The sequence below is a fragment of the Antrihabitans auranticaus genome, assembly GCF_016481275.1.
Lineage (GTDB): Bacteria > Actinomycetota > Actinomycetes > Mycobacteriales > Mycobacteriaceae > Antrihabitans.
Window position 1 is genome coordinate 1,363,263 of the sequence record NZ_JAEMNW010000001.1, and the last position, 22,994, is coordinate 1,386,256.

Here is a 22,994-nt window from a genome sequence, read left to right on the forward strand (position 1 = left end):
TCGTGCGACAGTTTCCCGATGGTGGGACGCGTCGCGGTAATCGGAGCCGGGCCCGGCGGGCTGGTTGTTGCACGCTGGCTGTTGTCACAGGGCTTCGAGCCGACCATCTTCGAGCAGACTTCCCGCCTCGGCGGTCAGTGGAGTGGACTGCCCGGCCATAGTGGCGTGTGGCCTTCCATGCATACGAACACGAGCCGCGTACTGACCGCGTTCAGCGACCTCGATCCACTCGATGACGCCGTATTCCCCTCCAGCAGAAGCATTCTCGACTACCTCGAGAATTACGCCCAGCTGTTCGGCCTAGTCCCGCGCATCAGGTTCGGCACCTCGGTCGAGCACATCGGACGGGACGCGACCGGCTGGGTGGTGAGCCACGCGGACGGCGACGAGTCGTTCGAGCGAGTGGTGGTCGCGACCGGCAGGTTTCAGGCCCCCGCAATCCCCGCGGTTCCCGGGCTCGACACGTTCGCCGGATCGGCAGGTGCGACGAGCACGTATCACTATCGTGATTCCGCGCAGTACCGGAACCAGCGCGTGCTTGTCGCAGGTTGTGCGGTCAGTGCACTCGAGATCGCCGCCGACCTCGCCCAGCAGGGCGCTGCACGCGTCGTCGTCACGCAGCGGCGGCAGCGGTATGTCCTGCCGAAGTTCGCCGCTGGGGTTCCGTCCGATCACCGAATATTCACGCGCTACGGCACACTCGCCACCGAGCAGCTCCCCGCACCGGAAGTCGACCGCCAGCTGCGAGAAATCGTCGTCGAGGCCGGTGGCAGCCCCGAGCAATACGGCGCTCCGACGCCCGATCCGTCGCTCTTCAAAGCAGGCGTCACGCTCAACCAGCAGTATCTGCCGCTCGTGGCGGAGGGCCGAATCTCGGTGCGGCCCTGGATGACATCGGTCTCCGGCACGACTGTCGCCTTCGCCGACGGACATGCCGAGGATTTCGACGCGATTATGTTCGGCACCGGATTCGAGCTTCGCCTGCCCTTCTTGAGCAACGAAGTCCAGGCAATCCTCGATCTCGACGCTGTGCACCTCGACGCCGACCGGTACACCTTCCATCCGGACCTTCCCGGCCTCGCGTTCATGGGCATGTGGGACCAGTCCGGTGGCTACTTCGTTCCCATGGAACTGCAGGCCCGCTGGATCGCCTACACGTGGGGCGGCACGATCCCCGCAACGAATCCCGCCGACCGAAAGTTGGCTATCGATGTGTACCGCTCGCGGCGCGGCATGCCACAGAAGACGCGAATGAACCTGGCGGCCTTGACCTTCGCTCGTGCAGCGGGGGTGGAGCCGCACCTCGACAGTTGGCCGGAGTTACGCCGCGGCCTGCTGTTCGGACCGTTGGCGCCGAGCAGCTTTCGCCTCGAAGGTCCCGACGCTCTACCCGACGCCCCGGCCCGATTCGCCCGCGACGCTGCAGCTTTCGGAGCGATAACGTCCAACGACTTCACCGCGCGCGAGGCGCGTTACTGGTCACTTCTGTCTGCCGCGCACACAATGCACGCAATCTAGGAAATCGGGTGCAGGGCCGGTTGTGTGGTGGGTATGGAACTGGAGACGACCCCCGTGCGTCGACCGATCGACGCCGGAATGGCCCGATCGTGGCTGTTGGTTAACGCCGCGCGCGCCGAACTGTTCGATCCCGCACAGGCTTCCGAGGCCGACCAGATCGTCCTCGACGTCGAGGACGCGGTGGATCCGGTACTCAAGCCCGCCGCGCGCGATGCCGTCGCAGCCTGGCTGCAACACAACTCTGCCTGGGTACGTATCAACAGCTGCGAGACTCCCTTCTGGTCCGACGATGTCGACCGGCTGCGGGGAGCACCCGGCCTCGCCGGAGTCATGCTCGCCAAAGCTGAGTCCGCACAACAGATCACCGATACCTTCGATCGACTCGGCGGCGCCACACCCGTCATGGCTCTCGTGGAGTCGGCGCTCGGAATCGAGGAAGCATCGAGCATCGCCCGCGCCCGCGGTGCCTTCCGACTGGCGTTCGGCAGTGGCGACTACCGCCGCGATACCGGCACCAGCGCCGACCCCATCGCGATGGCATATCCCCGCTCACGTCTCGTCGTCGCCAGCCGGATCGGCAACCTGCCCGGCCCTATCGACGGACCGACCGTGGGCGACCTCGGGTCGATCCTGCGCGAACAGTCGACGATGTCGGTGGGTCTCGGTCTCACGGGCAAGCTGTGCCTCGACACTGCCCAGGCGCCCGTCGTCAACGAAACCATGAGCCCGACCTTCTCCGACGTCGAGTGGGCCAACGAATTCCTCGCGGATTTCGCCGCGCGCGGCAGTGTGATCCGCGACGGTAGCGACCCGCCCCGGATCAGCCGGGCGCGGAAGATCACGCAGTTGGCAACCGCATTCGCGGTGCTACAGACGTCAGGGGCACCCGCGGTATAAGTTGACGCAGCATGACAATCGAACGCGTCACGACAGACAATCTGACAGTGGGTCACATCGGCAAGTACCTTGCGATCCTCTCGCAATTCCGGATCGGCGACAGCGTCACCGAATCTCTCGTCGCGGGCCTGCTCATCAATGTCGAACACCGATACGGCGAGGCCCTCGAACACGAAACTCTGCTGACGATCGCGATCACACCCAAGGACACGTTCACGTCCACGTTCGTAGACCGCGGGGAGATCGTGCTCGGTGACGAGATTCTGGAGGTCATCACCGTCGACTTCGGGATCGACTCGAGCAGCGACAAATCCGACTAGATCATCTTTCGCCGAAATCGGCGCTGAACTACTCTGCACGTGCCACACTGCGAATAAAGTGCTGGTCAGTTCCACACCGGAGTTTCTTGCATCGGAGATCGCCATGCTCGCAGCGTTGAATCGCACCAAAATCACCGTAATCTCCTGTGTGACAGCAACGATCGCAGCGTGCGGTTTGCTGATCGGCGCCGGCCCTGCAACTGCCGCACCACCCGGGTTAGGCGCGGTGCCGCAGTGTGCGTGGGAATTCATGTCCAACAATCAAGTTCTCAACATCGCGTTCCCCGACACGAACGCGACGTACTGGGTGCTGCCGTACGCCCTCGCACCGGGCGACAGCATTCAGTTGTCCGGCACGTACCCATACGCGCGGTACATGTCGCTCAACACCTACGGAACCGACTTCAATACGATCGATACGTTGCGCGACAACCAGATTCGTCCCGATGCGGGTAGCAGCAATCCCTTCGTCGACGCGGCCGCGGCTTCGTTCGCACCACCGCAACGCCAGTGGCATGCGACCGTCGTCAGCGGAGCGGCCGATCACGAGCGCAATCAGATTCAAGGACTGCCATCGGGTGTCGACCCCCAGACCGTGCCGCTCGGCTTCCTCATCATCCGGGTCTACGTGCCCGACAACCCGAGCTCGGCTCCAGGAGGCGTGCCGTTACCGGCCGTCACACTCACGCACGCCAACGGCGCATCGGTGCCACTGCAGACATGCAACACGGTATTCAACCCGGCGACGATGCCCGATGGACCGGGCAAGATGGTGCTGCAAGCGCTGTTCGATCGAGTCGTCGCGGGTGCGGCTTCCGGTGCGTTCCCGGGCAATGTTCCCGAAGCGGTCTTCGTCAATCCGGCCAGCACCTCAGGTCTGTTCCCGAACGGCGACAACAAGTACATCGGTGCCGGATTGACGTACCGCCCGCAGCGAATTCTTGTGGTCCAGGGTCGGGCACCAAGTTTCCCCGACACCCGTTCCGGCCAGACGGTCGCCGGCTCCGACACGCAGGTCCGTTACTGGTCGATGTGCCAGAACGATCAGGTTTCGCCATATCCGGTGGTGACCTGCGCCGCAGACTTCCAGACCGGCGTAAACGGCCAGGGTGACTACACCTACGTTGTGGCCGCCGCCGGCGACGTCCCGGCGCGCGCAGCGACCGACCCGAGCGTCACGGTGCTCGACTGGGGGTCGACCTCGGTGCCGAAGAAGGTGCTGTTCATGCGGTACATGCTCCCGTCTGCGGCGTTCTATCCGAATTCGATTCAGTTTTCCCAGAACACCGGTTCCGATCCGGCGTCGACGATGGGGCCCTACTACCCACGCTCGGTCTACTGCAATACGGCTACCTTCGAGGCCGGCGGCGCACAGGCCTGCTTCGACAACCCGGCGGGCTGACGTCGGCTAGGGTTCGCCCGTGGGCTTACTTACTCCTCTGGCTGTTCGAATCGGCGCCATATCCTGGATGCCGAAAGCACTTCCCCTGATCGAGAAGACCGACCGACGCCTGCAGCAGGTCAGTCGCGGACGCGTCAGCATCCTGGACATTGCCGGGCTGCCGAACATGATGCTGAGCGTGCCCGGCCGCAAGACGGGTGTCCCGCGGACCACGCCGCTACTGTGCGTTCCGCACCATGGGGAATGGCTGGTTGCGGGGTCGTACTTCGGCGACGAGAAGATGCCGGTCTGGGTTCACAACCTGCGCGCCAGTGACGGCGCGTCGATCGTCTTCGAGCGCGAGAAGATCGACGTGAAATGGCGGGAAGTGCAGGGCCCCGAACGCGAAACCCTCTGGGAAGTACTGGTTTCCGTGTGGCCGAACTTCGATCTGTACAAAACCCGAACGAAGCGGGTCATTCCTGTCTTCGTACTTTCTCGAACAACGCCGTAGAAGAGCCAGCACCGCGACCCACAGGGCCGCGGTGCTGGATCGGAAAGCCAGGCTCAGACGAGCGCCGGCGCGAACGTCGACCGCTCGAATCGGCCCGCCGGCGCGAAGCGCGCCAGCAACGCGGCGGGGTCTTCGCCGGTGACCTGCGCGATGTACGCGCCCGCTGCTTCGACGGAGTCGACGCCCAGGAACGGCTGTGGCCGATGCAGCAGACCGACCAGCGCAGAGGCAAACCGCGGATCGACCGCAGCCGTCGCGAAGAACTGTCCGCCGATGTCGGCGAACTCGGGATCGCTCAGGAACAACCGGGTGACCTTGTTCGCTGCGTCGGACCGCGCGGCAAGGAACGCCGAGTACTGCCCCGTCAACCATTCTTCGTCGAACGCACCATCGTGCACCGCCGCGGCGGCGACGAGTCGCTGCGCCTGGATCAGGCCGCTCTGCGCGCCCTGGCCGGCGATCGGGTCGTATGCGACGGACGTATCACCGAGTGAGCCGACGACATGACCGCTCGCGGTCCGGCCGACACCTGCACGAACGACCGGGCGGACAGCACCCTTCAGCCACGAATGCGGGTCCTCGCCGATGACCTCTGTGGCGAGCACCTCGGGCAGATCCCAGTCGATGTAGTCGCGGTAGAGGTCCTTGACGATGCCGAGCGCGGATTCGGCAGAATCGGCTGCGGCGAAACGACTTTCCCAGTCACTGCCCGGCCGCGCCCAGCCGAGGAACGCCCAGCTCGGGCCGGCGTCCTTGTGCAGGTACGGGCCCCACCAGCCTTCACCCTGCTCGGCGAGGATAGAGAAACCACTGTGCGCGCCACCCGCAGGGCTGCGGTGGGCGAAGACGCCCTCGTCGAAGCCGAGTCCGGTGACCGTGACGGTCAGCAACTTTCGCTGCGGCGCGTCGTACACCGACCGAACCGGATCGATGGCGAACAGATCCGACAGGCCGCCACGACCGGTCGCGACGAGGGTCAAAGCGTTAGCGGCCGCGATCCGGTCGAGCGTCTCGGGTGTGACCTGCTCGACGACGAACTTGCCGCCACGCTCCTGGAATGCTGTCAGCCGCTCATCGGCCTTGAGCCGGGTATCGACCGCGACGCCCACATACCCGTCGAAGTTGCCGTCGAACGCGATGAGCTCTGCATTCTCGGCACCGGCGATTCGGACGCTCAGCCCGGAGTGCCGGGGTGCACGGGACGTATAAGGATCGAGGCCAAGGGCAACCTCGGCCTGCTGCGTCTCGCCGAACTCCAGCGCGGTGCCAGTGGCGGGAACGTCGTTGCGCAACGACCGCTGGTCACGGTCGCTGTAGATGGTGACGTCGAAACCGGCGTCGAGCAGGCCCAGAGCAGCGGTCACTCCGGTCTGGCCAGCGCCGATGATTGCAGCGGTCCGGGTGGATGGGGACGTGGAATTCTGTGTGGTCATGATCGAATTCTTGCTTCGCCGTGCATGTTTCAGCAGGGTTGCGATCACCGCGAATCGATTCCATTATCGCGATTGCCGACCGCCTACGATTGCACTATGTCGTTCACTGTCACGGAACTCCACGGCGACCGGGCTGAACAATATCGCCAGCTCGCCGACCAGGCCGAAGCATTGGTGACAGGAGAGACCGACCGAATTGCCAACGCGGCCAATATATCTGCGCTGATCTACCATGCGTTGACCGAGGTGAACTGGGTGGGCTTCTACTTCTTCGACGGCCACGAGTTGGTCGTCGGACCGTTCCAGGGCAAGCCTGCATGCGTTCGAATCGCGCTCGGCAAGGGCGTGTGCGGCACCGCTGCGGCGACCCAACAGACTCAACTCGTCCCGGACGTGCACGCATTCGCGGGGCACATCGCCTGCGACGCGGAGACTCGATCGGAAATCGTCGTGCCGCTTGTGCTCGGTGGCGAACTCGTCGGCGTGCTCGACCTCGACAGCCCTGCACCTGACCGATTCGACGAGGCGGATCGACACGGCCTCGAAGCGATCGCCGAGGTGTTCCTGCGAACCCTCGGCGATCGCTGAGCAACTCACGCCGTGAGCGCGCTCGCCCGCACCTCGGAATCCGGCAGAGCCGTCGAGCCTGGTGCCCCGAGTCGATAGTTCGCACCGCGGTGCTCGTCCGGCAGGCGATCACCCGCACCGAGCAGCTTGTTGCGCAGAGTTCCCGGAGCGTAATCGCGCGCGTACACACCACGCTCGGTGAGCACCGGAACGATGTGCGTCACAATATCTTCGAACGTTCCTGGGGTGATCGCGTACGCGAGGTTGAAGCCATCGAGGTCGGTCGCATCGACCCAGTCCTGCAGTTCGTCGGCGACGGTCACGCCGGATCCGACGAACACCGGACCCATCCCACCGATTCCGGCCCAGCGGCCGATATCCCGGACGGTCCACTCGCGACCGTCGTCATCGAATTCCTGGAATGCGGCGACCGCCGACTGGATTGCGTTGCTCTCGACCTGACCGATCGGATCGTCCAGGTCGTAGCGGGAAAGATCGATGCCCATCCAGCCAGACATGAAGACAAGGCCGCCTTCGATGCTTGCGTAGGACAGATACTCCTCGTGCTTGAGTCGGGCGGCCTCGTCGGTCGCGTCGGTGACGATCGTGGCCAAGGCATAGATCCGCGCCGAATACCGGTCCCGCCCTGCTGCTTGCAGTGCGTCCCGGATTCGCGAGACAGTCTGCGCGAGAATCCGTTTGGACGGACCCGCCACGAAGATCGCCTCGGCATTCTCGGCCGCGAATTTCACGCCACGAGTCGACGCGCCGGCCTGGTAGATAGTCGGGGTGCGCTGCGGTGACGGCTCGGAAAGGTGAACACCGGGAACGGTGAAATGCGTTCCGCGATGGCCGATGTGGTGCACCTTGGCCGGGTCTACATAGACGCCGCTCGCCGCATCGCGGACTACGGCGTCGTCCTCCCACGACCCTTCCCACAGCTTGTAGAGCACCTCGAGATACTCGTCCGCGTGGTCGTAACGCGTATCGTGGTCGAGTTGGTCGTCGGCACCGAAATTTCTTGCTGCCGAGGGCAAATAGCCCGTCACCACGTTCCAGCCGATCCGGCCCTTCGTCAAATGATCGAGGGTGGACAACCGCCGGGCGAATGGATACGGATGCTCGAATCCGGTCCCCGTCGTGATACCGAAACCGAGGTGTTCCGTCACTGCCGCCATAGCCGACACGAGCAACAGCGGATCGGCGACCGGAATCTGCGCGCCCTGGCGTAGTGCGGCGACATCGTCGCCGCCGTAGACGTCGTACGTGCCGAGCACGTCCGCGATGAAGATCCCGTCGAATCGGCCCTGTTCCAACAGCTTTGCGAGCTCGGTCCAGTAATCGAGATCCTTGTAGCGGTGCGATTGGTCGTCGGGGTGTCGCCACAGTCCGGGTGACTGATGCGCGACGCAGTTCATGTCGAACGCGTTGAACCTGATTTGCCTGGTCATCGAGCGGCGTCCTGTGACTTGCGTTCGCCCGCGCTCCACGCGAACGGCAAGTCCGTTCCGTTCAGCAGGTGGTCACCGATCGACCGCGCCTTGAAGATCGCTGGGTTGTGCACCGAGATCGTTCGAGCGTTGCGCCAGTGCCGATCGAGTTGGTGGCGCTCCGCAACGATCGACGCGCCACCGAGTTCGAACAGTTGCGTGGTCGCAGCGAGGACGGTGTCGATCACACCGAGCTGGGCCTGACCGGCCGCCAATTCTGCTGCGATGAGCAGCTTCTCGTCCGTTGCACCCTGCGCGAGCACCTCGTCGAGGACATCGGCTACCGCGAGCACGCTCGCCCGCGCCGCGAACGCTGCCGCGGATAGCCGGCCGATGACCTGCTGCACCAGCGGATCCTCGCGTGGCAGGTCGGCCGCGGCGTGGGTGTAGGTGCGGGTGCGCGCCGAAACCCATTCTCGTGCGTCACGCTCGGCACGTTTCGCGATTCCTGCGAGCACCGCGAGCTGGAAGAGCTGCAGATACGACGTCGCATAGGTTGCACCGGGACCGCCGTAGCCCGGCCCGAGAATCCGGTCTTCGGAAACGGCGACGTTGGTGAATTCGGTTGTCCCACTTGCGGTCAACCGCTGCCCGAAGCCATCCCAGTCGTCGTGCTGGCGCACGCCTTCGGCATTCGCGTCGACCAGGATGCCGAGCCGCTCGCCGTCGCGGTCGGCGGCAACCAGGATGTGGTCGGCGTACAGCGAGCCCGTGCTGTAGTACTTGACGCCGTTGAGCGCCCACGCGTCGCCCGCCGCTGTCAGAGTGGTGCGGTACCGATCCACGGCACCGACACCGGGTTCGGTAATCGCATTGCCGACGAGTGCGCCGTCGCTGACTGCGCGCAACCAGTTCTCGCGCGCGGGTCCGAGCTCGGCAAGCAACTGGTCTTCGACGAACACGAAGTGCACACGAAGCGCCTGCGGGAGATTCGACTCGGCGGCTGCCAGATCGATCAGGAGCCGGAAGAGCTGACGGACGCTGACGCCGTAGCCGCCGTGCTCGACCGGTACGCGAAGTGCTCCGAATTTCGCCTCTTTCAGCCAGCTGACCTCGTCGTACGGCAGCCTGCGGTCGGTCTCCCGCTCCACGGCGCCTGCAGCGATTCGCTCGAAGATCGGTGCGAAGATCTCGTCCAGCTCGGTATCGGAAACATACTTCGGGGCAGTCGATGTCATATTCGGAATCGTTGCCCAATCCGCGGGACGATCCACCAGTTGCACGCAGCGCGATTGAAATGCTGACGCAGACCGCTAGCCGGCCAATGGCCAAGTTTCGGGCGCTGCTACGGCATCGCTCGGCCGAATACCGAAGACCGGGAACGCCCCGCCGACGGGAGACGGCTGAAACTGCACGCGCACTGGTCGATCCGAGTGGGGCGGCACTTCACCCTCGATCGTCGAATAGACCCACGGGCCGTCGTCGAGCTGGACTATCGCCTTCGTCGACGGCAGCAATTCACCGTGCGGCCCGTGTGGATAGCGGTGCGTCACCTTCCACGACACGATCGATCCGGTGCCGGAGGACGGCACCCACTCGAGGTCGAAGCCTTGGCAGAACGAACACGCCACGGTCAGCGGCGCGAGCAGTTTGTTGCAGGTCCCGCACCGCCTGATCAGCAACGTCGGCGCGCCGGTCGCCGTCGTGCTTGCCAACTGTTCAGTGTTGTGTTGATTCATCGGAACCTCGACTGATTGTTGCTGGTGGGCTGCATTCAGCCTGCGCGCCGCCCCCCGGGGAGCAACACCGTCGAACTACGTAGACGCATACCTATTTCTGCCGCGAGCCAGCACATCACACGGTGGGGAGGCGATCACCATTGCCAAGAAGGCAACTGCAGAACTACAAGCATTGGACTGATCTTCATCCATACGGCGATAGTGGACCCATGCAAAACCTCAATCCCGAGGTACCCGAGGACGTCTTCGCCGAGGTGCTCAGGCAGATCAACCACTTCGTGCGGACCCGCGTCGTCCCTCGTGAGCTGGAAATCATGAGCACCGACGCAATCCCATCGGACCTGCGCAAACAGGCCGCCGACATGGGATTGTTCGGTTACGCGATTCCCCAGGAGTGGGGTGGGCTCGGACTCGACCTCGTCCAGGACGTCGAGGTCGCCATGGAACTCGGCTACACGTCGCTGTCGCTGCGCTCGATGTTCGGCACGAACAACGGCATCGCGGGCCAGGTGCTCGTCGGGTTCGGAACCGACGAGCAGAAGGCCCACTGGCTCCCCCGCATCGCATCAGGTGAGGTCGTCGCGTCCTTCGCGCTCACCGAAGACGGCGCCGGCTCGAACCCCGCTGGGCTGCGGACCACTGCCAAAGCCGAGGGTGACGGCTGGATCATCGACGGCAGCAAACGCTTCATCACCAACGCCACCGAGGCCGGGTTGTTCGTTGTGTTTGCCCGCACCGACCCGAAGCCGGCGGCCGGAAACGGCATCGCAGTGTTCCTGGTCCCGGCCGATCTGCCGGGGCTCGAGGTCGGCACGAAGGACGCGAAGATGGGGCAGGAAGGTTCGCGGACAGCCGATGTCAGCTTCGACCAGGTCCGGGTCGGTCCGGAGGCGCTGGTCGGCGGGTCCGGTGACGTGGGCTACCGCGCCGCCATGACATCACTGGCTCGCGGCCGCATCCACATTGCAGCGCTGTCGGTCGGGCAGGCGCAGCGCGCATTGGACGAGTCGGTCGCGTACGCGGCCAGCGCGACACAGGGCGGTGTGGCGATCGGAGATTTCCAGCTGGTCCAGGCCATGATCGCGGATCAGCAGACGGGCGTCATGGCCGGTCGCGCACTCGCGCGGGAAGCGGCGAGAGCGTGGGTCGACGGCACGGATCGGCGAATCGCGCCGTCAGCAGCCAAATTGTTCTGCACCGAAATGGTCGGCAAGGTTGCCGACCTCGCCGTGCAGATCCACGGCGGCACCGGCTACATGCGGGAAGTGCCGGTCGAGCGGATCTACCGCGATGTCCGTCTGCTGCGTTTGTACGAAGGCACGAGCGAGATCCAGCGCCTCATCATCGGCGGTGGTCTCGTGCGAGCCGAGAAAAAGAAGGCGCTGTGACGCAGCCGCTCGACGGAGTCACCGTAGTCTCGATCGAGCAAGCCGTGGCCGCTCCCCTCGCCACTCGGAATCTGGCCGACCTCGGTGCGCGCGTGATCAAGGTCGAACGCGTCGACGGCGGCGACTTCGCGCGCGACTACGACCATGTGGTGCACGGCACCGGGGCACATTTCGTCTGGCTCAACCGCGGGAAAGAATCGCTCGCAATCGATGTGAAATCGATCGAGGGCCGTGCCGCGGTGCGGCGCCTCGTCGACCGTGCCGATGTATTCGTACAGAACCTCGCCCCCGGTGCGGCGCAGCGCCTCGGCCTCGGAGCCGACGAACTCCGGGAACACCACCCGGAGCTGGTCGTCGTGAATCTCTCCGGCTACGGGACGGGCGGGCCGATGACCGACCGCAAGGCCTACGACATGCTGATTCAGGCAGAAGCCGGCCTTGTGTCGATCACCGGCACGCCCGAGACTGCCGTCAAGACCGGAATTCCGACCGCCGATATCGCCTCCGGAATGTACTGTGCGCAAGCAGTTCTCGCGGCTTTGCTGCGTCGGTGCCGGACCGGTGAAGGCGCTTCGATCGACGTGTCGATGCTGGACGCGACCGTCGAATGGCTGGGTCACGCGATGTACACCCAGATGTATACGGGCAGCCAACCGCCGCGAATGGGATTGAGCCACATCTCGATTGCCCCGTACGACGCCTTCCCGACCCGCGACGGCGAGGTGCTCATCGGCGTGCAGAACGACAGCGGCTGGCGCGCCCTCGTCACCGAGGTACTCGATGCTCCCGCACTTGCCGACGACCCTCGATTTGTAACGAATGTGCAACGAGTACGCCATCGCAGCGAATGTGATGCGCTTGTGGCACAACAGACTTCGCAGTGGAACACCTCAGAGCTCGATGCCCGGCTCGCCGCAGCCGGCATACCCGCCGCGCAGATCAAACAGCTCGATCAGGTCGTCGATCACCCACAGCTTCGCGCCCGCAAGCGGTGGCGAACGATCGCAACCGAACACGCGCAGGTCGACGCGCTACTCCCGCCGATCACGTTTGCCGACACCGAGGCAGCCATGGGGGACGTCCCCGCACTCGGCCAGCACACGCTTGCGCTACTTATCGAATCCGGACTGGATACGACAGCAGCGAACGAACTGATCCAGCGAAGCATCGCGGTCCAGGCCGAGCGCTTCCAAAAACGGCATATTTGACCGCGCGTCAGAGGTATTCGGTTCCCATCGCCGCGTGGACCTCGCCTAGTGTGCGTGCGGCGATTTCGTTCGCACGGAAGTTGCCGTCTCGCAGGACTTCGCGAACGTAGTCCGGAGCACTCGCGAGTTCGGCACGCAGCAAACGATGGGGCGCGAGAAAGTCGTTGACCGCATCGGTGGTGAGCTTCTTCAGCGCGCCTGCGCCTGCAGCGCCGATACCGGCCGCCAGTCGATCTTCGTCGATCCCGGAACACAGCGCGGCAGTAGTCAACAGCGCGGACACCCCCGGCCGCTTTTCGGGATCGAACGTGATCGTCCGCTGTGAATCGGTCGGAGTTCTGCGGATCGCGGCGGCTGTCTCGTCGGCGGTCATCGACAGGCCGATCGCATTTCCGTAGCTCTTGGACATCTTCCTGCCATCGAGTCCGGGGACCTCGGGACTGGCAGTCAGCAGTGCCTGTGGCTCAGGGAAGACGTCGCCGTACCGCTCGTTGAAGCGGCGGGCAATCGTCCTGGTCAGTTCGATGTGGGGGAGGTTGTCCTTCCCGACAGGTACGAGGTTGCCTTTGCAAAAGAGGATGTCCGCGGCCTGGTGCACCGGATACGTCAGCAATAGCCCGCTCAGCGCGCGGCCCGATGCAGCCAGTTCCGCTTTGACCGTGGGTTTCCGATGCAGTTCGGCCTCGGTCACGAGGCTGAGGAACGGGAGCAGTAGTTGGTTCAGGGCGGGGACCGACGAGTGGGTGAAGATCGTCGCCTTGTTCGGATCGATGCCCGCGGCCAGATAATCCAGCACCGCACCGTAGACGTTCCGGCGGACCGCACCGATGGCATCGCGATCGGTGATCACCTGGTAGTCCGCGAGGACGATCACAGTGTCGACGCCGAGGTTGTGCAGTCGCACGCGTTCGGCAACGGTACCGAAGTAGTGACCCAGATGCAGTGGGCCCGTTGGACGTTCGCCAGTGAGGATTCGGTAGCGGTGCGGGCGCGCGCTTACATCGGAGCGCAGGCTCTCGCTGCGAGCGAGGGTGGCAGAGAAGGAATTCATGACAGCTCCTGAGTGGTCGAGGGGCTGCACGAACCGCGTTCACTCAGGATGACACCGCAGGCTGCGTACAGCCCGCGGACATGGTTAGACGGGCTGCCGGAGCAGCCACCATGCCTGTCGGATGTTCATCACCCGGCAAGGATAGCAACGCCTAGTCGGATCGGTCAGGTCCCGAGCCATAGACGATCAGCCAGATCGCGCGGCCGAGGGCATGTGCGAGTTGGTCGTCGCCGATCGGCGCGTCGCTCATGAAACCCACGGAGATCGACCGCTCGACCATCGAGGTGAGCACGATCGCCGTTGCGAGAACATCGAGGTTCGCATCGATAGTGCCTGCCCGTTGTTCTGCTTCCAGTCGCGCACACACCACGGCCATGAAGCCTTCTACGCGAGCACGCCAGTATCGTCCGACGTCGCGGTCGTATGCGGACACCTCGTTGAGCGCAACGAGCACCCAGCGATGTTCGCGAAAGCCCGCGATCATGCGTTGCATCGCAGCGACGACGCTGACCTGCGCATCGGCGTGGTCCGCGCGCCACCATTCCTCGGCGGCACCGAACAGATCCTCGGTCGCAAGATCCGCCATGCGAATCAGCAGCTGACTCTTGTCGGGAAAGTATCGGTAGAACGTCGATCGGGCGACGTTCGCGGCCTTGGCAATACGTTGCACGGCCAGTTCGGTGAACGGCGTTCCGTCGGCCAGCAAGTCTTCGAGCACGACCAGGACCCGTTGCTCGAAGTCGTCCCGCAGATCGTCGACCCGCTGCTGGCGAACCTTCGGCGGCCGCGTCAACGACGGCATCAGCTGCTCGCCGTTTCACTCATGTAAGTCATTCTGCCTTCCACACTCGAAAACCGAGCCCGACCGCTGTTGACATTCCGCCAACGCCGCGCCACGATCCTATCGGACACTATGTCCGAAGCATACTGACTCGGAGACACATGGCATCCGGCAACGAGGGCGAACACGCCGACGCAATCGTCGTCGGCGCGCGCTGCGCAGGTTCCGCGACAGCGGTCGCGCTCGCGCGCGCTGGTCGGCGCGTGGTCGTCTTGGACAGCGCTCGCTTCCCGTCCGACACCTTGTCCACACATCTGTTGTGGACGTCGGGACTCGCCGAACTCCAGGAGTTGGGCGCCCTCGACCGTGTCCTGGCGAACGGCGCACCGCGGTTGCGCACCGCGCTCGCAGCCGGGTCGGGGCACACGATCACGGCACGGTTCCCGGCGCTCGACGGCATCGACTACGCATTGTGCGTGCGACGAACGGGACTCGACGCGGCACTTGTCGACACGGCCCGCCAAGCCGGCGCAGACGTCCGCGAGGGCTGCCGTGTCGACCAGGTCGTCTGGAACGCCGGCCGCGTAGCCGGCGTCTCATATACCGATTCGGTTGGCGCTCAACGGGAATTGCGTGCATCACTTGTAGTGGGAGCGGATGGCAGACGTAGCACGATCGCGCGCCTCGTCGGTGTCGCAGAGCCGTACCGCAGCACACCGAGTGGACGCGAATGCTATTTCGCATATTGGGAAGACAGCAGGCACGAGTGGCGCGATATCGCAGCCCAATGGCGCGTCGGTTCGCTGCTGGGAACAGCATTCCCCTGCGACGACGGCCTCGTCCTGTGCCTCGTGCAACCGCCCCCGGACTCGACCACACAGCACCGACCGGGGCGGTCCCTCGCGATCTATCGCGAGTCCATCGCCGGTTTGCCCGAACTTTCGGCACGGTTGGACGGCTGCCGAATGGTCGGCAAGGTTCGGGCGGCGACCAATCTCGCCTCCTACTTTCGACGGTCTTCGGGACCCGGCTGGGCACTGCCGGGCGACTCGGGACACTTCAAGGATCCTGTTACTGCACAGGGCATTCGGGATGCACTCCGTTACGGCCGACTACTCGGCGAAGCCACCGCACATGCGCTCGACGACCCCGAGGCACTCGACGCTGCCACCCACCGGTGGGAGCGCGCACGCGAACGCGACTGCCTCGAGGTCTACCAGTGGACCAACCGCCTCGCCCGTGGCGAGTCGATGAGCCCCCTCGAAATCGAGTTGTACCGTGGCGCGCAGCGAGACGGCGCCCTCGCCCGAGCGACGCTCGAAGTCTTCTGCCGCACACGCAAACCCAGTCGCATTGCGAGCCCCGCAACGTTGGCAGCGCGCGCGTTACTGCACGCGCCCGGCAGTCGTCTCAGCGTGCTCGCGAACCTCGGCGTCGAGCTGGCGCAGGCGGCGTCGCAGTTGTTCGAACGCCTTCGTTCACGGCTTTCAAGTCTGCCCGAGTTACCTGCCCCACCGACGTTCACTCACAACGAGGAGATCGCACATGATCACACCGCATAACGGCGCGCCGCGAATGGGCATCGACCGCCGCCGCGTCTTACGCGGCGCTCTCCTCACCGGCGCGGCAGCGGCTGCCGCCATCGCGCTACCTGCGACGACCCACGCGACGCCGGCACCGCGGCGATCGCCCGGCCGGACTGCGGAAAGGAACGTCGCAATCTTCGGCGGCGGAATGTCGGGATTGTCGGCCGCGCACGAGTTGATCGAACGCGGCTACGCCGTGACGGTCTACGAGCCGGCATACCTGGGTGGAAAGGCGCGCAGCCTGGGAGTTGCCGGCACCGGAACGGGCGGCCGCCGCGACCTACCCGGAGAGCACGGGTTTCGCTTCTTTCCCGGCTGCTACCAACATGTTCCGGACACAATGAGTCGAATCCCGTTTCCCGGTAATGGGAACGGGGTCGAAGACAACCTCGTCGAAGTGGAATCGGCCATCCTCGGACTCCGCGACCAACCACCGGTTTTCGCACCGATCGGGCTACGCGGCCTGACCCAGCTGACGCCCGAGTTGCTTCAAGCAGCAATCATTTCGTCGTTCGGTCTGATCCCGCAGCTGCCGCCGCTCGAACTCGCGTTCTTCGCAAAACAGATGACAATGTGGTTCACCAGTTGCACCGAACGGCGCTTCGGACAGTTCGAGTACCTCTCCTGGGAGAACATGCTCCAGGCCAACGGCAAGTCTCCGGCTTACCGCGAGTATCTCGTCAGCGCGCTCACCCGAATCACCGTCGCGGCCAAACCGCACCTTGCATCGGCCCGGACCATCGGCACAATCGGCGAAGGACTCGTCCTCGCCGGCACCGGCCTCTTTCCCGCATATCGCGGCGGTACCGACCGAATCCTCAACGGCCCCACAAACGATGTGTGGATCGACCCCTGGGTGAGCTATCTACGCTCCCGCGGTGTGGAATTCGTCATGGGTGCGCGCGCATCACGGCTGGGGCTGCGTGACGGCAGGATCGAAAACGTCACCGTCACCGACGCAAACGGTGCGTCCAGCACCGTGGCAGCCGACTGGTACGTGTGTGCGATGCCGGTCGACAAGGCAGTTCCGTTGCTGAGCAACGACATCCTCGACGCCGATCCGCACCTCGCAGGAATGCGCGAATTGGTGATGGATTGGATGGTGGGAATCCAGTTCTTCCTCAAGCGATCCACCGACATTCCGGAAGGCCATATCGCGGCAATGGGATCGCCGTGGGCCATCACGGCGCTGCGCCAGGCGCCGATGTGGACGGGTGACTTCGCCTCCCGCTACGGGGACGGCACTGTGCGGGAGTGCCTGTCGGTCGACATCTCGGATTGGGATTCACCGGGGCTCCTCTTCGGCAAACCGGCCAAGCAATGCACGAAAGACGAAGTGATGCAGGAATGCTGGGCACAGCTGAAGCGCTGGCTGAACACGTCGACGAACTGGTTGCGCGACGAAGACATCCACTCGTGGCACCTCGACCCCGGCGTCACCTGGTCGGACGGTACGACCCATAACGAAACACCATTGCTCGTCAACACGATCGGTTCCTACGACAACCGACCGACCGCACACAGCGCAATACCGAACCTCTTTTTCGGCGGTGATCACGTCCGCAACAACATCGACCTGGCGACGATGGAGGGCGCCAACGAATCGGGCCGGTCTGTTGCCAACGCGATCCTCGACGCAGCGGGTGACTCTGCGCCGCGGGCAGCAATCTTCCCCATGGTGGCGCCGGCGGAGTTCGAACCGTTCAAGCGGATCGACAGCGACCGCTACCGCGCCGGGTTGCCGCACGTGCTGGACATCTGAAGTCGGCCACGTGTGCTTCTCGTAATCCTTAGCTAAGGTAACGCACTACTGGACAAAGGAGTCTCGTATGCGCGTTCTCTTCGGCCGATGGTTGCGCCTCGATGCCGCGGCGGTTCGTCGTGGCCGATGAACCCCGGCAAACCGGTGCACCCCGGACAACTCTGTCGAAGCGCGTCTCCGACCTGTACGCCGCTCACCAGGAGCTTCGCGACGCCCGCCCGATCCCCGCGGTAGGTGCCGAGCTACGCGCACCCGGAGTTCGCCTCGCCCAGGTCGTCACGACCGTCATGGAACGCTACGCGGATCGCCCTGCCGTCGGGCAGCGCGCATTCGAGTTGGTCCAGGATGCCGACGGCCATCGAACTCGGCACCTTCTGCCCACATTTGCGACCGTCACCTACCGCGAGTTGTGGTCGCGAGTAGGAGCGGTTGCGTCGGCGCTGCATCACGATCCCGAACATGCCCTGCGTGCAGGCGATTTCGTTGCCACCCTCGGCTTCATCAGCATCGACTACGCCACTATCGACCTGGCGTGCGTCCACCTCGGCGCGGTTGCCGTGCCGCTCCAGGCAGGCGCGTCCGTCATGCAGCTCTCGGCGATCATCGCCGAGACGGCGCCCCACACCCTCGCCGTGAGCGCCGAAAGCATCGACACTGCAATAAATCTCGCACTCTCGGGCAATCCCCCGCGCCGGTTGCTGGTGTTCGACTACCACCCCGATGACGACAGCCATCGTGCAGCATTCGAAGCCGCTCGCGTTCGACTTGTGGACGCGGCAGTGCTCGTCGAAACGCTGGACGAAGTTCTCGAACGCGGGCGCGAGTTGCCGTCGGCTCCGCTTTTCGTTCCCGAGGCCGACGACGACCCCCTTGCCCTGCTGATCTATACCTCCGGCAGCACAGGAACGCCGAAGGGCGCCATGTACACGGACAGTCTGGTCAAGGCGGTGTGGCTGTCGCAGCCAGAAGTCGCCGCCATCAACCTCAATTACATGCCGTTGAGCCACATCGCGGGACGTATCACGCTGCAGGGAGTCCTCGCTCGCGGTGGCACCGCGTACTTCACTGCGAAAAGCGACATGTCGACACTTTTCGAAGACATCGCGCTCACGCGACCGACCGAATTGTTCTTCGTTCCCCGTGTATGCGACATGATCTTTCAGCGCTACCAGAGCGAGATGGACCGACGATCGATGCCAGGTGTGGACCTCGACGCTCTCGATTCCGCAGTGAAAGCTGAACTGCGCGAGCATTTTCTCGGCGGTCGCTTCATGTCGGTCGTCGTCGGGAGTGCGCCGCTGGCGGCAGAAATGAAGACTTTCGTCGAATCGATCATCGAACTGGAACTCCACGACGGATACGGGTCGACCGAAGCCGGCGGCGCAGTTGTGATCGACACGATCGTCCGTCGGCCACCAGTGCTCGATTACAAGCTCGTCGACGTACCCGAACTCGGTTATTTCGGTACAGACAAACCGTATTCGCGGGGCGAACTGCTGCTGAAGACCACCACGATGATTCCCGGCTACTACAAGCGGCCCGACGTCAATGCCGAGGTCTTCGACACCGACGGCTTCTACCGGACGGGCGACGTCGTCGCGGAAATAGGGCCCGATCGCTTGGTCTATGTCGACCGTCGCAACAACGTGCTGAAGCTGTCCCAAGGCGAATTCGTGACTGTCGCGAAGGTGGAGGCCGCGTTCGCGAGCAGCCCACTGCTGGAACAGATTTTCGTCTACGGCAGTAGCGAGCGTGCCTACCTGCTCGCCGTCATCGTGCCGACCGCCGAAGCACTCACGCGTGCGGATCTCGAAGGCGCGCTGCGTGAGTCATTGCATCGGATCGCCAAGGATGCCGACCTCAACTCGTACGAGATCCCGCGCGATTTTCTCATCGAGACGGAGCCGTTCACCACCGCAAACGGTCTCCTGTCCGAGATCGGTAAGCTGCTGCGGCCCAAGCTGATCGAACGCTACAACGACCGGCTGCAGCAGCTTTACGCCGACTTGGCCGCAGCAGAGGTCAACAGCCTTGTCGCATTGCGCCACGAGGCCGCGGCGTTGCCCGTGCTCGAGACGATCAGCCGCGCGGTCACTGCACTGCTGGGCTGTGCACCGAGCGAACTGCGACCAGACGCGCATTTTGCGGACCTCGGTGGGGATTCCCTATCGGCACTCTCTTTCTCGAATATTCTGACCGAGATCTTCGACATCACCGTACCGGTCGGAGTGATCGTCAGTCCTGCAAACGGGTTGCAAGACCTTGCGGATTACATTGCCGCAGAGCGAAATTCCGGTTCGCTTCGGCCGACCTACACGTCAGTGCACGGTTCGCGTGAGCGTGCACTTGCCGCCGAATTGTCGCTGGACAAGTTCATCGACGCCCGAACCCTCAACGCCGCAAAGAATCTGCCACACGGAGACGGGCGCATTCGCACTGTTCTGCTCACCGGCGCGAACGGCTACCTCGGCCGCTTCCTGTGCCTGGAGTGGCTCGAGCGAATGGAGCGCGACGGCGGCACGCTGATCTGCATCGTGCGCGGCAGGAATGTGGACGCAGCTCGAGAGCGACTCGACGAAGTATTCGACTCCGGCGATCCCGCACTGCTCGCCCGCTATTGGGACCTCGCGTCGCGACATCTAGAACTCTTGGCCGGCGACATCGGCGAGGCGAACCTCGGACTCGACGACGAAACGTGGAATCGGTTGGCGCAGACAGTCGACCTCATCGTGCACCCCGCCGCCCTCGTGAACCACGTGCTGCCCTACGACCAACTCTTCGGCCCCAATGTTGTTGGTACTGCCGAAATTATCCGGTTGGCAATCACTACCCGTCTGAAGCCGACCACCTACCTGTCGACTGTGGCAGTGGCCGCGCAGATAGCGCCCTCGGCCTTCGAAGAGGACGGTGACGTCCGCGAAATGAGCGCGACGCGAACCGTCGGCGACGGTTACGCGAACGGCTATGGGAACAGCAAGTGGGCCGGCGAGGTGCTGCTGCGAGAGGCACACGATCTGTGCGGCCTCCCCGTCTCGGTTTTCCGATCGGACATGATCCTGGCGCACAGTCGATTCGACGGCCAACTCAACGTGCCCGACATGTTTACACGACTCGTACTCAGCGTCGCAGCGACCGGCATTGCGCCGCTCTCGTTCTACCGAACCGACGAGAAGGGCAACCGGCAGCGCGCGCATTACGACGGCTTACCGGCCGACTTCGTTGCGGTTGCAGTCACCACACTCGGGGCGGAGGCGACCTCCTGTTTTCAGACCTTCGACGTCGTCAATCCACACGACGACGGAATTTCGCTGGACAAGTTCGTCGAATGGCTCATCGACGCCGGACACAACATCCAGCGTATCGATGACTACAGCGACTGGTTCAGCCGTTTCGAGACGGCGTTGCGGGCGCTACCCGAGAAGCAACGCCAGGCATCCGTACTGCCACTACTGCACGCGTATCGTCGTCCCGCTCTGCCGATTCGTGGTTCCGCACTGCCGGCCAAGGGATTCCGCGCCGCAGTGCAGACAGCGAGCACCGAGACCTTCGATGACATTCCACACCTGACCGCGCCACTGATTCGAAAGTACGTGGCCGACCTGCGCTCGCACGGACTGCTGTAATTGCGTGGTGCGCATGTCTCGGAACAGAATCGGAGCAGTCGTCGTGAGCGCATGCGCTCTGGTTATGGCGCCTTTGCCTGCCAGGGCCGAATCTACCTGGGGCCCAACGCCGCCGCACAATCCATACGTGGGGCAGCCCGGCACCTCAACGATGCACGGTGACGCCGAGTCCTCGGACACGTCACCGTTCGCCGGACCCGGCACGGGAGACATTGCGATACATGGCTACCCGCTCGCGGCGGCATGCCCGACAATCCTGCAGGGCAGCGACGGTCTCGTTCTTGCGCTGTGCACGGCGATACTCGGGCAGGTCCCGACCGTCTACCTGATCGGCCCTTCAGGACCACCACTCGCCGAACTGAGGCTGGCCAAGGGCAGCCTGCTCGGCGGGGTGTACGCCTACGTCGACAACAACGATCGGCTGGTTGCGCTCGACGGGAATCGGCAGCTGATTCGCGTCGGCCACGAACGGGATCGGTCGGGTGCGTGGCGCCTCGGCATCGACGAGTCGATCGACCTGACGGGTGTCATTTCCAGCGACGACGGCGCAACCGGCCTCGTCCCGGATTGGGAGGGCAACGTGTGGTTCGCCACCGGGAAGGGGCGTGTCGGGGTCGTCGGACCGACAGGCGTTACAGCAGCTACGCAGCTGCCGGAAGGCGAACTGGTTGCGAACAGTATCTCATCGGCGCCGGGTGGCAGGGTCGCCGTCGCCACGACACACGCCCTCTACGAGCTGGCCACGGACGACACGGGAATGCCGCGCATCCTCTGGCGTGCAGCGTATGACCGCGGTTCGGCGCGCAAACCCGGCCAACTGAGTTGGGGCACCGGTTCCACACCGACCTACTTCGGCCCAGCCACGGGTGCCGACTATCTGACCATCGTCGACAACGCGGACGGCCAGGTGCACCTGCTCGTATATCGCTCGGGCAGTGGTGAATTGGTGTGCTCACAGCCAGTGCTCACCCAGGGAGGTGCGGGCAGCGAGAACTCGCCGATCGGAATAGGCCGATCGGTCGTCGTCGCTAGCACGTACGGCTACCCGTATCCAGCGGTGCCCGACGGTGCCGGCCCGGCACAGCCCGCGTCGGCTCCGTTCGTCGGAGGAATGACCCGCGTCGACGTAGCCGAGGCTGGCTGTCACACCGTGTGGGACAACCGAATTCGCAGCTCCGCGGTGCCGCGCCTCTCGACTGCCGACGGCAACATCTACACCGTCTCCCGCGTCGGCGCTGACACCACAACCCCGCTCGACGGCTACACGTTCACGGTTGTCGATCCCGAAACAGGGAGTGTGTTGTCCGACCGACCGCTACCCGCGACCATCGTCAACGATCCGCTACAGACCGCGCCGCTCATAACCCGCGACGGTCAGTTACTGCAGGGCACGATCACTGGGATCCTGCGGATCAGCTAGCTTCCTGTAACCCACACCGAGCCCCTACCGCCTCCAGAACCCCACGCGCCACAGCGTCGACCATGTACGGACATTTGCGGGTAGACTGGGCACTCCAGGACGGTGCAACTTTCCCTTCGTGGCGATCACAGATGTCGGCTGACACCGGCTCACTCGCCGCGCATTGATTGCCGCTCGGCGTCACCATTAGTAAGGGGTCTAGCCCATATGTCCAATCTCGACATGTCCGAACTCGACGAACCGACACTCAGCGAGCACCAGCTCGACACCTTCCGCCAAGCCCAAAGGCTTGTCGCCGGGCACTCGATCGATGCCCCCGACTGCCGGATTCTGCTCGCGATGCTCGGCATTCCCGAGAACGCGGTATAGGCCTCAG

The 22,994-nt window shown here is 64.2% G+C and carries 19 protein-coding genes; 13 read left to right on the forward strand and 6 right to left on the reverse strand.

From position 1 onward, the window contains the following. Positions 1-18: 18 nt before the first annotated feature. The 5 genes from JGU72_RS06340 (at position 19) to JGU72_RS06360 (ending at position 4,630) form a co-directional block, all read left to right on the forward strand. Positions 19-1,518 (forward strand): flavin-containing monooxygenase, encoded by a 1,500-nt coding sequence (locus tag JGU72_RS06340; protein WP_199682830.1) that lies wholly within the window; start codon positions 19-21, stop codon positions 1,516-1,518. 33 nt (positions 1,519-1,551) lie between these two features. After that, entirely contained in the window at positions 1,552-2,415 is an 864-nt protein-coding gene (locus tag JGU72_RS06345; protein WP_199682831.1) for an HpcH/HpaI aldolase/citrate lyase family protein, read from the forward strand. Positions 2,416-2,426: 11 nt separating this feature from the next. Continuing rightward, the gene (locus JGU72_RS06350; protein ID WP_199682832.1) at positions 2,427-2,735 is read left to right on the forward strand and encodes a hypothetical protein; all 309 of its coding nucleotides are present in this window, start codon (positions 2,427-2,429) and stop codon (positions 2,733-2,735) included. Between the two features lie 103 nt (positions 2,736-2,838). Continuing rightward, positions 2,839-4,137, forward strand: a complete 1,299-nt coding sequence (locus tag JGU72_RS06355) for a hypothetical protein (RefSeq protein ID WP_374101092.1) — start codon at positions 2,839-2,841, stop codon at positions 4,135-4,137. A 67-nt stretch (positions 4,138-4,204) separates the two neighbouring features. Continuing rightward, positions 4,205-4,630 carry a nitroreductase family deazaflavin-dependent oxidoreductase gene (locus JGU72_RS06360; RefSeq protein ID WP_233531151.1) on the forward strand — a complete coding sequence of 142 codons (426 nt, stop codon included), beginning with the start codon at positions 4,205-4,207 and terminating at the stop codon, positions 4,628-4,630. A gap of 53 nt (positions 4,631-4,683) precedes the next feature. Here JGU72_RS06360 and JGU72_RS06365 read toward each other — a convergent pair whose 3' ends face one another. After that, positions 4,684-6,063: a styrene monooxygenase/indole monooxygenase family protein gene (locus JGU72_RS06365; protein WP_199682834.1), complete on the reverse strand. Its 1,380-nt coding sequence runs from the start codon at positions 6,061-6,063 to the stop codon at positions 4,684-4,686. Between the two features lie 96 nt (positions 6,064-6,159). Between JGU72_RS06365 and JGU72_RS06370 the strand changes: the two genes are divergently transcribed. Continuing rightward, complete coding sequence (locus JGU72_RS06370; protein WP_199682835.1) at positions 6,160-6,651, forward strand: GAF domain-containing protein; 492 nt, start codon at positions 6,160-6,162, stop codon at positions 6,649-6,651. Between the two features lie 5 nt (positions 6,652-6,656). Here JGU72_RS06370 and JGU72_RS06375 read toward each other — a convergent pair whose 3' ends face one another. From JGU72_RS06375 to JGU72_RS06385, 3 genes are all read right to left on the reverse strand, one after another. After that, a complete protein-coding gene (locus JGU72_RS06375; RefSeq protein WP_199682836.1) occupies positions 6,657-8,081 on the reverse strand; it encodes an LLM class flavin-dependent oxidoreductase in 1,425 nt (474 codons plus the stop codon). Next, positions 8,078-9,298 (reverse strand): acyl-CoA dehydrogenase family protein, encoded by a 1,221-nt coding sequence (locus tag JGU72_RS06380; protein WP_199682837.1) that lies wholly within the window; start codon positions 9,296-9,298, stop codon positions 8,078-8,080. The genes JGU72_RS06375 and JGU72_RS06380 overlap by 4 nt, the downstream gene beginning before the upstream one ends. A gap of 75 nt (positions 9,299-9,373) precedes the next feature. Next, a complete protein-coding gene (locus JGU72_RS06385) occupies positions 9,374-9,775 on the reverse strand; it encodes a Zn-ribbon domain-containing OB-fold protein (protein ID WP_233531160.1) in 402 nt (133 codons plus the stop codon). 233 nt (positions 9,776-10,008) lie between these two features. Between JGU72_RS06385 and JGU72_RS06390 the strand changes: the two genes are divergently transcribed. Both JGU72_RS06390 and JGU72_RS06395 read left to right on the forward strand, forming a co-directional pair. Continuing rightward, positions 10,009-11,187: an acyl-CoA dehydrogenase family protein gene (locus tag JGU72_RS06390; protein WP_199682839.1), complete on the forward strand. Its 1,179-nt coding sequence runs from the start codon at positions 10,009-10,011 to the stop codon at positions 11,185-11,187. Then, positions 11,184-12,395: a CaiB/BaiF CoA transferase family protein gene (locus tag JGU72_RS06395; RefSeq protein ID WP_199682840.1), complete on the forward strand. Its 1,212-nt coding sequence runs from the start codon at positions 11,184-11,186 to the stop codon at positions 12,393-12,395. Before JGU72_RS06390 ends, JGU72_RS06395 begins: the two co-directional genes overlap by 4 nt. A 7-nt stretch (positions 12,396-12,402) precedes the next feature. On the opposite strand, the gene trpS is transcribed toward JGU72_RS06395, so the two are convergent. Further along, the gene (gene trpS / locus JGU72_RS06400) at positions 12,403-13,446 is read right to left on the reverse strand and encodes a tryptophan--tRNA ligase (RefSeq protein WP_199682841.1); all 1,044 of its coding nucleotides are present in this window, start codon (positions 13,444-13,446) and stop codon (positions 12,403-12,405) included. 151 nt (positions 13,447-13,597) lie between these two features. Beyond that, the gene (locus tag JGU72_RS06405) at positions 13,598-14,248 is read right to left on the reverse strand and encodes a TetR/AcrR family transcriptional regulator (protein WP_199682842.1); all 651 of its coding nucleotides are present in this window, start codon (positions 14,246-14,248) and stop codon (positions 13,598-13,600) included. Positions 14,249-14,388: 140 nt separating this feature from the next. Between JGU72_RS06405 and JGU72_RS06410 the strand changes: the two genes are divergently transcribed. The 5 genes from JGU72_RS06410 (at position 14,389) to JGU72_RS06430 (ending at position 22,987) form a co-directional block, all read left to right on the forward strand. Further along, complete coding sequence (locus JGU72_RS06410; protein WP_199682843.1) at positions 14,389-15,789, forward strand: NAD(P)/FAD-dependent oxidoreductase; 1,401 nt, start codon at positions 14,389-14,391, stop codon at positions 15,787-15,789. Beyond that, on the forward strand, positions 15,773-17,575 hold the full coding sequence (locus JGU72_RS06415; RefSeq protein ID WP_199682844.1) for a hydroxysqualene dehydroxylase: 1,803 nt from the start codon (positions 15,773-15,775) through the stop codon (positions 17,573-17,575). Before JGU72_RS06410 ends, JGU72_RS06415 begins: the two co-directional genes overlap by 17 nt. A gap of 161 nt (positions 17,576-17,736) precedes the next feature. Further along, positions 17,737-21,198, forward strand: coding sequence for a carboxylic acid reductase (car, locus tag JGU72_RS06420; protein WP_307828352.1), 3,462 nt, complete (start codon positions 17,737-17,739; stop codon positions 21,196-21,198). Between the two features lie 13 nt (positions 21,199-21,211). Next, entirely contained in the window at positions 21,212-22,618 is a 1,407-nt protein-coding gene (locus JGU72_RS06425) for a hypothetical protein (RefSeq protein ID WP_199682846.1), read from the forward strand. Positions 22,619-22,825: 207 nt separating this feature from the next. Beyond that, positions 22,826-22,987: a hypothetical protein gene (locus JGU72_RS06430; RefSeq protein ID WP_199682847.1), complete on the forward strand. Its 162-nt coding sequence runs from the start codon at positions 22,826-22,828 to the stop codon at positions 22,985-22,987. The last annotated feature ends 7 nt before the right edge of the window (positions 22,988-22,994 follow it).

Coding starts and splice junctions, on each gene's coding strand:
- JGU72_RS06340 (WP_199682830.1), top strand. CDS start 19: ATGGTGGGACGCGTCGCGGTAATCGGAGCCGGGCCCGGCGGGCTGGTT.
- JGU72_RS06345 (WP_199682831.1), top strand. CDS start 1,552: ATGGAACTGGAGACGACCCCCGTGCGTCGACCGATCGACGCCGGAATG.
- JGU72_RS06350 (WP_199682832.1), top strand. CDS start 2,427: ATGACAATCGAACGCGTCACGACAGACAATCTGACAGTGGGTCACATC.
- JGU72_RS06355 (WP_374101092.1), top strand. CDS start 2,839: ATGCTCGCAGCGTTGAATCGCACCAAAATCACCGTAATCTCCTGTGTG.
- JGU72_RS06360 (WP_233531151.1), top strand. CDS start 4,205: ATGCCGAAAGCACTTCCCCTGATCGAGAAGACCGACCGACGCCTGCAG.
- JGU72_RS06365 (WP_199682834.1), bottom strand. CDS start 6,063: ATGACCACACAGAATTCCACGTCCCCATCCACCCGGACCGCTGCAATC.
- JGU72_RS06370 (WP_199682835.1), top strand. CDS start 6,160: ATGTCGTTCACTGTCACGGAACTCCACGGCGACCGGGCTGAACAATAT.
- JGU72_RS06375 (WP_199682836.1), bottom strand. CDS start 8,081: ATGACCAGGCAAATCAGGTTCAACGCGTTCGACATGAACTGCGTCGCG.
- JGU72_RS06380 (WP_199682837.1), bottom strand. CDS start 9,298: ATGACATCGACTGCCCCGAAGTATGTTTCCGATACCGAGCTGGACGAG.
- JGU72_RS06390 (WP_199682839.1), top strand. CDS start 10,009: ATGCAAAACCTCAATCCCGAGGTACCCGAGGACGTCTTCGCCGAGGTG.
- trpS (WP_199682841.1), bottom strand. CDS start 13,446: ATGAATTCCTTCTCTGCCACCCTCGCTCGCAGCGAGAGCCTGCGCTCC.
- JGU72_RS06405 (WP_199682842.1), bottom strand. CDS start 14,248: ATGCCGTCGTTGACGCGGCCGCCGAAGGTTCGCCAGCAGCGGGTCGAC.
- JGU72_RS06410 (WP_199682843.1), top strand. CDS start 14,389: ATGGCATCCGGCAACGAGGGCGAACACGCCGACGCAATCGTCGTCGGC.
- JGU72_RS06415 (WP_199682844.1), top strand. CDS start 15,773: ATGATCACACCGCATAACGGCGCGCCGCGAATGGGCATCGACCGCCGC.
- JGU72_RS06425 (WP_199682846.1), top strand. CDS start 21,212: ATGTCTCGGAACAGAATCGGAGCAGTCGTCGTGAGCGCATGCGCTCTG.
- JGU72_RS06430 (WP_199682847.1), top strand. CDS start 22,826: ATGTCCAATCTCGACATGTCCGAACTCGACGAACCGACACTCAGCGAG.